25 protein-coding genes and 1 pseudogene are annotated in these 12561 nt (G+C 33.2%); 20 read left to right on the top strand and 6 right to left on the bottom strand.

Going from position 1 to position 12561, the window contains the following annotated elements; translation table 11 throughout:
- The 4 genes from IDG64_RS12935 to IDG64_RS12920 form a co-directional block, all read right to left on the bottom strand.
- Positions 1-104 (bottom strand): hypothetical protein (locus tag IDG64_RS12935; RefSeq protein WP_077477350.1); only part of this gene is annotated, 104 nt, incomplete at its 3' end.
- Positions 105-139: 35 nt separating this feature from the next.
- Positions 140-322: a hypothetical protein gene (locus IDG64_RS12930; protein ID WP_000705243.1), complete on the bottom strand. Its 183-nt coding sequence runs from the start codon at positions 320-322 to the stop codon at positions 140-142.
- A gap of 44 nt (positions 323-366) precedes the next feature.
- Complete coding sequence (locus IDG64_RS12925; protein WP_000804508.1) at positions 367-1224, bottom strand: HIRAN domain-containing protein; 858 nt, start codon at positions 1222-1224, stop codon at positions 367-369.
- An 11-nt stretch (positions 1225-1235) separates the two neighbouring features.
- Positions 1236-1952: a LexA family transcriptional regulator gene (locus tag IDG64_RS12920; RefSeq protein WP_001083967.1), complete on the bottom strand. Its 717-nt coding sequence runs from the start codon at positions 1950-1952 to the stop codon at positions 1236-1238.
- Positions 1953-2115: 163 nt separating this feature from the next.
- On the opposite strand from IDG64_RS12920, the gene IDG64_RS12915 reads away from it, so the two are divergent.
- Genes IDG64_RS12915 through IDG64_RS12905 form a run of 3 tightly spaced genes read left to right on the top strand, consistent with a single transcriptional unit; the run spans position 2116 to position 3372 of the window.
- Positions 2116-2358, top strand: a complete 243-nt coding sequence (locus IDG64_RS12915; protein WP_000639922.1) for a DUF739 family protein — start codon at positions 2116-2118, stop codon at positions 2356-2358.
- Between the two features lie 15 nt (positions 2359-2373).
- Positions 2374-3162: a phage antirepressor gene (locus tag IDG64_RS12910; RefSeq protein ID WP_001148565.1), complete on the top strand. Its 789-nt coding sequence runs from the start codon at positions 2374-2376 to the stop codon at positions 3160-3162.
- A 15-nt stretch (positions 3163-3177) separates the two neighbouring features.
- Entirely contained in the window at positions 3178-3372 is a 195-nt protein-coding gene (locus IDG64_RS12905) for a hypothetical protein (RefSeq protein ID WP_001148859.1), read from the top strand.
- Here IDG64_RS12905 and IDG64_RS12900 read toward each other — a convergent pair.
- On the bottom strand, positions 3367-3723 hold the full coding sequence (locus IDG64_RS12900) for a DUF2513 domain-containing protein (protein ID WP_000768245.1): 357 nt from the start codon (positions 3721-3723) through the stop codon (positions 3367-3369). The two genes, IDG64_RS12905 and IDG64_RS12900, sit on opposite strands and share 6 nt — an antisense overlap.
- Before the next feature lie 49 nt (positions 3724-3772).
- Here IDG64_RS12900 and IDG64_RS12895 point away from each other — a divergent pair, with 49 nt between their 5' ends.
- Complete coding sequence (locus IDG64_RS12895) at positions 3773-3964, top strand: hypothetical protein (RefSeq protein ID WP_000389906.1); 192 nt, start codon at positions 3773-3775, stop codon at positions 3962-3964.
- A gap of 1 nt (position 3965) precedes the next feature.
- On the opposite strand, the gene IDG64_RS12890 is transcribed toward IDG64_RS12895, so the two are convergent.
- Positions 3966-4193 carry a hypothetical protein gene (locus IDG64_RS12890; protein WP_000801108.1) on the bottom strand — a complete coding sequence of 76 codons (228 nt, stop codon included), beginning with the start codon at positions 4191-4193 and terminating at the stop codon, positions 3966-3968.
- 58 nt (positions 4194-4251) lie between these two features.
- Between IDG64_RS12890 and IDG64_RS12885 the strand changes: the two genes are divergently transcribed.
- The 16 genes and pseudogenes from IDG64_RS12885 (at position 4252) to IDG64_RS12810 (ending at position 12541) form a co-directional block, all read left to right on the top strand.
- The gene (locus IDG64_RS12885) at positions 4252-4572 is read left to right on the top strand and encodes a DUF771 domain-containing protein (protein WP_001120935.1); all 321 of its coding nucleotides are present in this window, start codon (positions 4252-4254) and stop codon (positions 4570-4572) included.
- Complete coding sequence (locus tag IDG64_RS12880; RefSeq protein WP_000066020.1) at positions 4569-4730, top strand: DUF1270 domain-containing protein; 162 nt, start codon at positions 4569-4571, stop codon at positions 4728-4730. Before IDG64_RS12885 ends, IDG64_RS12880 begins: the two co-directional genes overlap by 4 nt.
- 92 nt (positions 4731-4822) lie before the next feature.
- Positions 4823-5083, top strand: a complete 261-nt coding sequence (locus tag IDG64_RS12875) for a DUF1108 family protein (RefSeq protein ID WP_000291488.1) — start codon at positions 4823-4825, stop codon at positions 5081-5083.
- Between the two features lie 8 nt (positions 5084-5091).
- Positions 5092-5355, top strand: coding sequence for a hypothetical protein (locus IDG64_RS12870; RefSeq protein WP_001205732.1), 264 nt, complete (start codon positions 5092-5094; stop codon positions 5353-5355).
- Entirely contained in the window at positions 5352-7307 is a 1956-nt protein-coding gene (locus IDG64_RS12865) for an AAA family ATPase (protein ID WP_001813910.1), read from the top strand. The genes IDG64_RS12870 and IDG64_RS12865 overlap by 4 nt, the downstream gene beginning before the upstream one ends.
- 1 nt (position 7308) lies before the next feature.
- Entirely contained in the window at positions 7309-8229 is a 921-nt protein-coding gene (locus IDG64_RS12860) for a recombinase RecT (RefSeq protein ID WP_000138481.1), read from the top strand.
- A gap of 80 nt (positions 8230-8309) precedes the next feature.
- On the top strand, positions 8310-8927 hold the full coding sequence (locus IDG64_RS12855) for an MBL fold metallo-hydrolase (RefSeq protein ID WP_071621397.1): 618 nt from the start codon (positions 8310-8312) through the stop codon (positions 8925-8927).
- Positions 8928-9398, top strand: a complete 471-nt coding sequence (gene ssb, locus IDG64_RS12850) for a single-stranded DNA-binding protein (protein ID WP_000934769.1) — start codon at positions 8928-8930, stop codon at positions 9396-9398.
- Positions 9399-9427: 29 nt separating this feature from the next.
- Positions 9428-10321: a DnaD domain-containing protein gene (locus tag IDG64_RS12845; protein WP_000148329.1), complete on the top strand. Its 894-nt coding sequence runs from the start codon at positions 9428-9430 to the stop codon at positions 10319-10321.
- A gap of 6 nt (positions 10322-10327) precedes the next feature.
- Positions 10328-10546: a hypothetical protein gene (locus IDG64_RS12840; RefSeq protein ID WP_000338528.1), complete on the top strand. Its 219-nt coding sequence runs from the start codon at positions 10328-10330 to the stop codon at positions 10544-10546.
- A gap of 8 nt (positions 10547-10554) precedes the next feature.
- Positions 10555-10959, top strand: a complete 405-nt coding sequence (locus tag IDG64_RS12835; protein ID WP_000401964.1) for a RusA family crossover junction endodeoxyribonuclease — start codon at positions 10555-10557, stop codon at positions 10957-10959.
- A gap of 12 nt (positions 10960-10971) precedes the next feature.
- Positions 10972-11340 (top strand): SA1788 family PVL leukocidin-associated protein, encoded by a 369-nt coding sequence (locus IDG64_RS12830; protein WP_000101273.1) that lies wholly within the window; start codon positions 10972-10974, stop codon positions 11338-11340.
- 3 nt (positions 11341-11343) lie between these two features.
- The gene (locus IDG64_RS12825) at positions 11344-11586 is read left to right on the top strand and encodes an SAV1978 family virulence-associated passenger protein (protein ID WP_000131370.1); all 243 of its coding nucleotides are present in this window, start codon (positions 11344-11346) and stop codon (positions 11584-11586) included.
- Between the two features lie 14 nt (positions 11587-11600).
- Positions 11601-11855: pseudogene (higB, locus tag IDG64_RS12820) on the top strand (type II toxin-antitoxin system toxin HigB).
- The gene (locus IDG64_RS12815) at positions 11842-12012 is read left to right on the top strand and encodes a hypothetical protein (protein WP_000714403.1); all 171 of its coding nucleotides are present in this window, start codon (positions 11842-11844) and stop codon (positions 12010-12012) included. The pseudogene higB and the gene IDG64_RS12815 overlap by 14 nt, the downstream one beginning before the upstream one ends.
- Positions 12005-12541, top strand: a complete 537-nt coding sequence (locus tag IDG64_RS12810) for a dUTP diphosphatase (RefSeq protein ID WP_001066447.1) — start codon at positions 12005-12007, stop codon at positions 12539-12541. The genes IDG64_RS12815 and IDG64_RS12810 overlap by 8 nt, the downstream gene beginning before the upstream one ends.
- Positions 12542-12561: the final 20 nt, after the last annotated feature.

The following is a 12561-nucleotide window of genomic DNA, read 5'->3' as shown; positions in this document are numbered from 1 at the left end:
TTTTCGCTGGCACCCGGCTTTTCAAAACTTTTGTTTATTGGGTTACTACGAGTAGCTTCTTGTTTTTTGTTTTTATCCGCCATAAAATTCTCACCACCATTCAACGTCTACACTTGTAGGCGTTTTTTGTTTAGTAAAATCATAATGAATCTTCTTTGGTTAACTTATCGCCATCTAATTTTTGTGAAATAAATTCCAAGTATTTACGCGCATTATGTGACGATAAATCTTTAGGTAACTCATAAGTGAATGGTTGATTACCACTAGTTAAAACTTCATATACTATAGTTTCTTTTTTTATTTTGCAATTAGTTATTTTCATTATAAACTTCCTTTCAAACACTGCTGAAATAGACGTCTTTTTGATTAAACTTTATATTCTACATGTATTCGTAATCCATAGTCTGATTCTTTAGTAACAATTTTCTCTTCTAAATAATCTAAAGTTTTATACTTACCACCGTTAATATATGCGTTACAAGAAACGGTGTCTTCTATATAATTGACTAACCTTGAAGCATACTCTCTAGGCACATATCCAACGTGAAATTCAGAGTATTCATTTGAAATCATAACTTTTATCGCGTTTTCATCATAAGGATTATCCGGTTCTTTTTGTAAGAATACACCAGGAATAACCTCGTAATCAGGAATTTCATACACCTTGTCTTCATAAAGCAATTCTTCTTTAAGTTCATTCCCTTTCAAATCACTATACAAGAAAAAGAAAGCGTCGTTAGTTTTCATTTTTTTGATAAGTTTCTTTAATTCTTTTCTACGACCCTCATAATTTAATCCTACGACGTCGAAAATTTCAACTTTAGTTTGTTCATCGTCATCATTAATAAGTAGATTATCATCTGGAATAATTGTTTCCCTATTCCTAGATAATTGCATATAAGTTTTTAAAATTGAGATAAATCCTGTTAAAGGAGAATTTGTTACGAAATAAAACGTTATTTTTCTATTATCGTTTAATGTTAAAGAAGCTTGGTTTTTCCAAATAGTAACAACAGTATTGTAATCTACCACGTCTGATAACGAAATTTTAAATATATAATCTTCTTCTTTCCTTATAAAACAAATTTCCTCATGTGAAATGAATATAGAACCAATTCTCCTCTTGTCTCCGTCGAATTTTATGTCACAACTGTCGCTGATTATTGGTTCAAAGTAACTGTATTGATCTGATAATATTTTTTCATCTTGCTTTCTAGGTTTCATTTTACTATCTCCTATAAAATTACTTTCCCTACTAACCTCACACTTTCATTTCTATAAAAGTGAAGGTCGCGGTATTCTTTGTTCAGTGAGACTAGAGTCAATCTATCATCTTCAACAAAAACTTTCTTAACGTAAGCTTCTTCTTCAATAATGAATATACCAATTTGGCCATTTTTTATATTATGAGTTTTCTCTACGAATATAATTTCACCGTCTTTAAACATAGGTTCCATAGAATCACCGTTTACTTTTAATGCTAAATCATGTGGTGGGATAGGTGCTTTAACCATTTCGGTAAACAATGTTTCACCGTGTAGACGTTCTCCTACACCAGCAGAGACACAACCATTGACGTTAACTGCAATTCTATCCTGTTTATATGAATTAATATCGACAATATTATCGCCTTTAGTATTCTGTTCATCTAATTGCTCGTTTGCATAGTTAAGCACATTTTTTTGTCTTGGAGGCGTGAGTTTACTGTATATGGAAGCGATGTCGTTATTTTCAATTTTTCTATTCTTAGAAATATCAAAACCCATAAGCCACGCTTCGTTAACGTTTAAAGCCTTTGCTAGTTCAAAGACTTTGTCTTGTTTCGCTTCATATTTTCCATTTAAATAATCGCTAATTGAGTTTCTGCCAATACCAGTCCTTCTTGATAGCTCTGATTGAGATATCTTCCGTTCAGACATAATTTGCTTTAATCTATCCTTAAAACTGTTCATATTTCTGAACACCTCCTAAGAATATAATACTACGTACAATGACGATTATCAATAATTTTTAACAAATGTTGTACAGAAAAATGTATTTTATGTGTTGACTTATTTAAACAAAGGTGTTTTAATTGATTTGTACAGAAAACCGAACAAGAAGGGAGGTGAGTTTATGATATACAATTTCGATTATAGTTTGCTGTACGAAAGAATGGCAGAGTATAGATATAGCCAAAGTTCTTTAGCGAACGCAATCCCTATTTCAAGGACATCTATTAATCACAAGTTGCAAGGAAAAAATTTATTCACACAATGGGAAATAAAACGAATCTGTGAATTATTAGAAATCCCACCAACAAAAGTAGGTAGATATTTTTTTGAACAAAATGTACATAAAACTGTACAAACATCTTAAAAGGAGGAACGAACAATGCAAGCATTACAAACATTTAATTTTAAAGAGCTACCAGTAAGAACAGTAGAAATTGAAAACGAACCTTATTTTGTAGGAAAAGATATTGCTGAGATTTTAGGATATGCAAGAGCAGACAATGCCATTAGAAATCATGTTGATAGCGAGGACAAGCTGACGCACCAATTTAGTGCATCAGGTCAAAACAGAAATATGATCATTATCAACGAATCAGGATTATACAGTCTAATCTTCGATGCTTCTAAACAAAGCAAAAACGAAAAAATTAGAGAAACCGCTAGAAAATTCAAACGCTGGGTAACATCAGATGTCCTACCAGCTATTCGCAAACACGGTATCTACGCAACAGACAATGTAATTGAACAAACATTAAAAGATCCAGACTACATCATTACAGTGTTGACTGAGTATAAGAAAGAAAAAGAGCAAAACTTACTTTTACAACAAGAAATCGGAGAGCTAAAACCCAAAGCAGATTATGTTGATGAAATCTTAAAATCAACTGGCACATTAGCTACAACTCAAATCGCGGCAGACTACGGTATATCAGCACAAAAGTTAAACAAACTACTACACGAAGCTAGATTACAACGAAAAGTAAATAAACAGTGGGTGCTTTACTCAGAACACATGGGCAAGAGTTACACAGAATCAGACACTATAGCAATTGTACGCTCTGACGGTAGAGAAGACACAGTTTTACAAACTAGATGGACACAAAAAGGCAGATTGAAAATACATGAAATCATGACTGAATTCGGTTATGAAGCTAACGTAACTGCTTAACAGGAGGAACGAACAATGCAAGCTCAAAACAAAAAAGTCATCTATTACTACTATGACGAAGAAGGTAATAGACGACTATTATCAATTGGGAATTTGGAACATTATTTATTAGCAGATATCAAATCAAGGTTTGATTTATATAAAAAGAAAATACCTGACTTAGATAATCTGTTCGTTCAAATAGACGGTGTTGAATTTAAATTACTATAGCCCGAGCATCTTGTTAACGACTGACGATGCGATTTGTTGAATTATAGGGATTGAAACCGAAGAAACTTTTGACGCTTTAGCTTTAGTTTCTCTCCAAACTTCGACATCTCTAACATCATCCAAAAGGTTGTGACCTGAAAAATTCATATGTTTAACAAAATAACCTTCCATATAGAATTCAGCGTCTATATAACCTGCACCGGTCAATTGTTTAACAGTGTATTCGATGTCTTCACGTGAGAAATTTTTAATTGTATTTTCTAGGTCTTCATTATCTAGAACATTATTTAATTTTAAATCACTCTCTATAACTAAAAGAACTTCACGTATGCAATCGTGTTTTAACTTCATACGAATTCACCTCCTTAATAGGAGTATAGCAGAAAGGAGCATAAACAATATGGAAGATATGAAAGAACTTTATTCTTTAAAAATCCAAAAGAAGAATTTAAATAATAAACAAAAGAATTTAATGTCTGTAATTAATCAATGTATTGAACTAGAAAAATTTTCTTACACTGAAATTAAAAAAGTTCTCTACCTAATTGATAGAGAACAAAAGTATTTAGCTAATAACCGCAGAAAAACATAAGTTAAAAATAATCTAACTCGGACTGCTGGCAATCTTCTAAATATTTTTCATACTGATTTTTAGTTCCGCCCAGAACGTATTCAGTATTGTAGTACGCTTGTCCATTATCCAAAATTTTAACTAATTTTGTACCAACATGAACGATATCCCAACCTTCTTTTAACAGATCGTTGGCTGCATCATTAGCTAAATCGTCATCGAAAGACAAAAGGTGATAGTAGTTTTTCATAATATTCACCTCCTCTCTGTAGGAGATAACAACATTATACACGAAAGGAATGATAGAAATGCCACATGTATTAAACGTAACCGTTCCAATACCTGAAACACATGTACTTATCACAAAAGATGAATATGATGAGCTAATTGGTTATTCATTAGACCCTGTATGGAACATGAGTGACTTAAAGAAGAAATTAAAAATTGCATCTGATGAGACTATCAAGGACAGATTACTATTTCATCCTAGATTTGAAAAAGAACTAAGAGCGCAAGGAATTGTGCATTACCCAGATGAGAATTTTAATCGCTGGAGATTTAACGCAAGAAAGATGAATAAATTCGTCGATGAGCATTTCAATGAAATATATAAGGAGAGAATAAAATGAGCAACATTTATAAAAGCTACCTAGTAGCAGTACTGTGCTTTACAGTCTTAGCAATTGTACTTATGCCGTTTCTATACTTCACTACTGCATGGTCGATTGCGGGATTCGCAAGTATCGCAACATTCATATTTTATAAGGAATACTTTTATGAAGAATAAAAAAACTGTTACTCACGGCAATGAGTAACAGTCTAAACAATTAGAAAATTAATGCATATTCAATATAAAACGAAATAAAGGAAGTGTCAACAATGTACTACAAAATTGGCGATGTATGTCAAAAAGTAATTAATGTAGACGGATTCGATTTTAAATTAGCAGTTAAGAAACAAGATTACAGCATTCTAGTGAATGTCTTAGATTTAGAAGATAGATTTATCGACGGTATAAATATAACAGATGAGAATGATCTATACACAGCATTAGACATATTAAATCAATCTATTTATGAATGGATTGAAGAGAACACAGACGAAAGAGACAGGCTAATTAACTTAGTCATGAGATGGTAGGTATAAGCATGAGAGATACAGAAAGAAATATATTGAATATTTTTAAGACGTTATTCGACGAATATACTTTGTCAAACCAACGAGCATTATTGGAAATTGAACGTAATCATCACGGATACTTATCGATTAATTTCTTGCACTATCACGACAGTTACAAAACGAACAATAAGCTTGTACAGATACATGAAATCAATCCGGACAGCCACGAACGAATAAAAAATTTAATTATCGAGGTGTTAAGAGGTCACCGAAAGATTAAAAAAGGAGCATGATGATGGATATAAAAATAAATAAGCTAACAATATCAAACTTTGCTGGAATCAAAGAAGAAAGCTTTAACTTTGACGGTAAAGACACAAAAATATACGGCAATAATGCGACTGGTAAGACTACGACTGCAACCGCATTACAATGGCTGCTTTTCGATAAAGGTTTGGACGGATCAACCAAATCATTTAACCCTGTACCTTTAAACGAAAAAAACGAAGAAAATTATGAGTTAATTCCGACTGTTTTCGCAGAATTTGAAATCGACGGAAAAATAACGACTTTCAAAAAAGAGTCACATCCTAAATACACAATAAATCAAAAGACGAATCGCAAGGAATACTCACGAAGTAGAACAAAGAAACAATATATCAATGATGAATCAATAAAAGTAAAGGATTATAAAGCTCGTATTGATGAACTAATTGATGAAGATGTATTCAAGTTGATTACAAATCCCCAAGCATTTAATTTACTCGATTGGAAGAAACGAAGAAGTTTGTTATTTGAAATTGCAAAACCAATTAATGATGAGGATGTCATTAAAACAAATAACGACTTTAAAAAATTAAATAATATTCTTGGTGATCATGAAATTGAAACAAAGAAAAAGATTCTTACTGACAAGATAAAGCAGATTAACAAAGACATCAAAGATATTCCGATACGTATTAATCAAACACAACAAAATAAGCAGGATGTACCAGAATTCGATAACGATAGATACGCAATTATCAAACAAGAAATTGAGCAACTTGAAAATGAGCGTATAGATATTCAAAACGGTAAGGAAGAAATTAATTTGCGTAATCAATTAGCTGATAAACAATCAGAATTGAAACGCATAGAAGACAATAACAGCGCAAGTAATGAGAACAAAATTTATGCTTTAACAAATGAGTTACACGTTGAAAATGGAACGGTTGCGAACCTTAAAACGAGATTAAAGCAAAACAAACAACAAATTACGCATGAAGAAAATAGACGTAATCAATTATTGGAAAATCACAAAGGACTAAAAAGTGATTTAGAAAAATCTAAAAATCAAAAATTTGAACATCTTGATGACAATGTATGTAGCTGTTGCGGTCAACAGTTACCAACTGAACAAGTGAATGAGGCAAGAGAAAAAGCTTTACAGAAATTCAATGTAAAAAAATCGAAAGAATTAGAAACAATACAAACATCTATCAATCACATTATTTCAGAAGGAAAGAAAATAAAGCCAATCATCGAGAAGTTAGAGGATGACAACAATAATCTACAAATTAAAATCAACGAAGCAGAAGAGCGTTCAGCAAGAATACAAAACAAAATTAATAAGTTGAAAACGACTCATGTTGACGTTACACAAACTGACGAATACAAAGCAGTAATGTTAGAGATAAACGAGATTAATCAAAAACGCTCGAACATTAGGAAAACTATTCAAGATAACGTTTCAGGAATAGATGACAAAATAAGCGAACTTACTCAAGAAAAATCAGAAATTGAAGTGTCAAGATCAATCGAAAAATCAAATAAACATCTAGATGATGTTATTTCTGAATTAAGAAATGAAGAAGATAGATTATTGGATGAAAAAGAAAAGTATTCACATGACCTTTATATCTTAAAAGAATTTACAACAACAAAAGTCAAAATGCTTACTGAAAATATCAATAATGAATTTGAGATTGCTGAATTTAAGTTATTCAATACCTTAGTTAACGGCGAATTAGAAGAAACATGTTCCACAACGGTTAACGGCGTCGAATACGACAGCGGTTTAAATAACGCCTCAAGAATTAATGTTGGCTTAGATATCATCAATACACTGTCAAAACATTTTAAAGTTACAGCGCCAATATTTATTGATAATGCTGAATCAGTAACAGAGCTTATCAAAACAGAATCACAACAAATTCAATTGATAGTAAATGAACAAGATAAAAAAATAAGAATGGAGACTATATAAAATGACTGAAAATAATAAATTACAAACTATTGAACAACAATTAGTACAAGAAAAGAACGTATCTGACAACGTATTAAACAAAGTGAGAGTTTTAGAGTCACAAGGCAATTTGGAATTGCCAAATGATTATTCACCAAGTAATGCCATGAAACAAGCATGGTTACAAATCAGCCAAGATAACAAATTAATGAGTTGTAACGATACAAGCAAAGCAAATGCCTTATTAGACATGGTAACGCAAGGTTTAAATCCAGCTAAAAATCAATGCTACTTTATTCCTTACGGCAACAAAATGCAGTTACAACGTAGCTATCACGGTAATGTAATGATGTTAAAACGTGATGCAGGTGCTCAAGATGTTGTTGCTCAAGTGATTTATAAAGGCGATACATTCAAGCAAGAAATGGGAGGAACAGGACGTATCAAAGCGATTAAACACGAACAAGACTTCTTTAACATCGACAAAGAAAACATTATCGGTGCGTACTGCACAATCGTATTTAATGATGGACGAGATAACTATATTGAAGTCATGACTATTGAACAAATTAAACAAGCATGGATGCAGTCATCAATGATTAAAGATGAAAAAGCATTACAAAATTCTAAAACACATAATAATTTCAAAGAAGAAATGGCTAAAAAAACAGTTATCAATAGAGCTGCTAAACGTTATATCAACACATCAACAGATAGCAATCTTTTCAAATACGCACAAGAATCCGAACAACGTCAACGCAAAGAAGTGTTGGACGCAGAAGTTGAAGAAAATGCAAATCAAGAACAATTGGACTTTGAACAACCAGTTCTCGAAGAAGCACAATACACAGAATTAGAAAATGATAAGCCTATTGATGTATCTGACTTTGAAGAAATAAAAGAACCTGCAACAGAAAAAGAAAGCGAAGAAGAGCCATTTTAATTGAAACAATAGCAACTGGTTCAAGTGGTAACTGCTACGTCTTAAATGATGGACGTACTACGTTACTACTTGAGGCAGGTATAAAATTTGAACGTGTTCAAAAGCATTTTAAATATAAAACAAGACATATAGCAGGGTGTCTTATCACACACGAACATGGTGATCATGCAAAGTACACAAAGCAGTTTGTCGACAATGGTGTAATCAGCTATATGACTGCTGGAACACAACAAGCTATGAATTTTGAAAGTCATCGCTTATGCACGATTAAGGCAAAGCAAGAGCTGCGAATAGGCACATGGTCAATTCTACCGTTTGACATCGAACATGATGCTAACGAGCCTGTGGCTTTCTTATTACAAAGTACATTAGGTTATAAGGTTCTGTATGTTACTGATACAAAGTATTTGAAATACAAATTTAACGGCATTACGCACATGATGTTAGAAGTTAATTATATCTATGAACAAATGCAGGAAAACATAAAAAACGGCAGTGTGCACAGCACATTAGCAAACAGAATTATGGAGTCTCATTTTAGCTTAGAACATGCTATCGGAATGTTAAAAGCAAATGATTTAACTAGACTCGAAGAAATACATTTAATTCATTTAAGTAGTCAAAATTCAAATGCAAAATACATTAAAAGTGAAATACAAAAAGTGACGGGCGCGCCCGTTTATGTTGGAGGTTTATAAATGCTAAACAGAACAATATTAGTTGGTCGTTTAACTAGAGACCCAGAATTAAGAACCACTCAAAGTGGTGTAAATGTAGCATCATTCACATTAGCAGTTAACCGCACATTTACGAATGCACAAGGAGAGCGCGAGGCAGACTTTATTAATATCATCGTATTTAAAAAACAAGCAGAGAACGTTAATAAATACCTATCTAAAGGATCGTTGACGGGCGTAGATGGTAGGTTACAAACGCGGAATTATGAAAATAAGGAAGGTCAACGTGTATATGTTACGGAAGTTATTGCTGATAGTATTCAATTTTTAGAACCGAAAAACTCAAATGACACTCAACAAGATTTATACCAACAACAAGTACAACAAACACGTGGACAATCGCAATATTCAAATAACAAACCAGTAAAAGATAATCCGTTTGCGAATGCAAATGGTCCGATTGAAATAGATGACAATGATTTACCATTCTAATTTAACCGGTTTGAAAGTGAGGTGTGTATATGACTGGTTGGATAAGTATTGATCGCTCAATTCAAAATCATTGGCTATTTAAAGAAAAGAGAACATTTTCAAAGTTTGAAGCATGGATATATTTACTCATGGAAGCGAATCATTCAAAGGCAAAAGTGCCTATTGGAAACCAAATTGTAACCGTAGAAAGAGGACAAAGATTAACATCGATTTTGACCTTGTCTGACCTTTTTAACTGGTCACGATTTAAAGTGAAAACCTTCCTTGACTTACTCGAGAGTGATGGAATGTTAGAAGTCAAAACAACATCAAAATATACCCTTATAACCATTGTCAATTATGACTTTTATCAAAGTGAGCAGGGAAGGAACCAACATCAAAACGACATCAAACCAACATCAAAACAACATCAGTCAAACATCAATCCAACATCAAAACAACATCAAACCAACACAAACAATAATGATAATAAAGATAATAATGAAAAGAATGTGAATAATGAGAAGAAGAAGGCAGCTGCCTTCGACTTCTTCCAAGATAACGGATTCGGTTTCATAACTCCTTACAATTTAGACGATTTAAATTACTATCTTGATTCATTTGAAAATGATTCAGATCAAATAGTTACCGCATCACTTAAAATCGCTAAAGACAGAAATAAAGTTACTTGGGGATATGCTAAAAGCATTTTGAATACATGGCTTAATGCAAACTTGAAATCTATTGAACAAGTACGTGCATTTGAAAAGCAACAACTGGAAAGCAAAAAGCAAACTAATAAACCTTATGTTAAACCATCGAAAGAAAAAACACCCAAATGGCTCACAGACAGCACGAGAGAAACGAAAACGCCGGAAGTAGATGAAAACCTTGAGAAAGACAGAGAAGCTTTTATTAAGCGTCTAAATAGCAAATGGGAGTGATTGAAAATGGATGCATTTGATAAATACTATCTATTTGATCATGACGGCAACAAAATGTTTTCAGTTACACCACATTTTAAAGATGGTCGGCATTTAGTTGTTGGAATAAAAGAAACAAAATTTAATGGTCGTCGTTGGTATTTAGACGATTATGAATTAAATACACTTATTGATAATGAACAAATGGAGTTAGGACACCAAACAAGCTTATTTGAATATATATGAGGGATTACATGGAGATAGAAATTAAATTTAATGAAGTGTTTAATGCGCCGATGGGGTCGCCCCGTCCACGCTTTCGTAAAACAGGTAGATTTGTTCAAACTTACATGCCAACGTCTTACACAAAGCATAAAGCGTATATACAAGGGCAAATGCCTAAGTTAAATCTAGAGCGCGCACTAAAAATCGAATTAGACTTTTACTTTCCATTGCTTAAATCGTGGTCGAAGAAAAAGAAAAGCGAAATGGTTGGGCAGTATAAAGTGACTAAGCCGGATATCGACAACTTAATTAAAACGGTATTAGATGCTTGTAATGGCCATGTATGGAAAGACGATAACCAAATTACAGAAATAACTAGCTCAAAGCGTTATGGAATTGAGCCCAAAATAATCATACGAATAGAAGAAATATAAGAGGTGGATAAAATGGCGAGAAAAGCAAGAATTGTAACAATAAACGATAAACCTTATAGGTTCAGTAAATTTGAAATGGAATTAATAGAAAGTCACGGTATAACCGCTGGAATGGTTTCTAAGAGAGTAAAAGACGGTTGGGAACTACATGAAGCAATGGACGCACCAGAAGGTACGCGTTTAAGCGAGTACAGAGAAAAGAAAACAATAGAAAGACTGGAACAAGCTAGACTCGAACGCAAATTGGAAAGAAAGCGAAAGAAAGAGGCTGAGCTAAGAAGAAAGAAGCCACATTTGTTTAATGTGCCTCAGAAACATCCAAGAGGACGTTATGCGTGCTACCTGATGGAAAACGACATATTCGTGAAAGTTAAGAAGTAGATCATGACAGATAACGCACGCAAAGAATACCTAAATCAATTCTTTGGATCTAAGAGATATCTGTATCAAGATAACGAACGAGTGGCACATATCCATGTAGCAAACGGCAATTATTACTTTCACGGGCATATCGTACCAGGTTGGCAAGGCGTAAAGAAGACGTTTGATACAGCCGAAGAGCTAGAAATATATATAAAGCAACATGGTTTGGAATACGAGAAACAGAAGCAACTAACTTTATTTTAGAGGAGATGGAAATGATGAATAACCGCGAACAAATTGAACAGTCCGTTATAAGTGCTAGTGCGTATAACGGTAATGACACATAGGGATTACTAAAAGAGATTGAGGACGTATATAAGAAAGCGCAAGCGTTTGATGAAATACTTAAGGGTTTACCTAATGCTATGCAAGATGCACTCAAAGAAGATATTGGTCTTGATGAGGCAGTAGGGATTATGACGGGTCAAGTGGTCTATAAATATGAGGAGGAGCAGGAAAATGAAGAAATTTAATGTCCAAATCACATACGCTGGCATGATTGAAGAGACTATCGAGGCTGAAAGTTTAGAAGAAGCAGAAATTGAGGCGGATTTTATTGCGATATTTGAAGCATCATTTAATTATGATGAATATGAAATTAATGTAGAGGAGGCACAGGAAAATGAATAACACATTAACAATTGATCAATTACAAGAGTTATTACAAATACAAAAGGAGTTCGACGATAGAATACCAACGCTGAACTTACGAGATAGCAAAATAGCATATGTAGTTGAATTCTTTGAATGGTTTAATACATTGGAAACGTTTAAGAACTGGAAGAAGAAACCAGGTAAGCCGTTAGACGTACAACTTGATGAATTAGCTGACATGTTGGCGTTTGGATTGAGTATTGCGAATCAAGTAGGAGTGTCATCAGAAGAGATAAAAGAAGCGATTGAATCAAGTTTTAAAGATACAGAATTTCACAAAATGTTTAATTTTAAAGATAAAGAATTTGCTCAAGACGCAGTTGTTAGTACACCACAGATAATATTCAAAGAATTTTATCCCGACCAACAAGCAATTGTTATAGTGATAGACATAGCTTACAACTTATATTCTATCGACCAACTCATTGACGCATACAAAAAGAAAATGAAAAGGAACCACGAAAGACAAGATGGAACAGCAGACGCAGGAAAAGGATACGTGTAAAGACATCTTAGATCGAGTCA

Source organism: Staphylococcus sp. EG-SA-15 (genome assembly GCF_017151895.1).
GTDB classification, from domain to species: Bacteria; Bacillota; Bacilli; order Staphylococcales; family Staphylococcaceae; genus Staphylococcus; species Staphylococcus aureus.
Note: the sequence above shows the minus strand (reverse complement) of the source record. Positions and strands in the feature narration are given on the sequence as shown.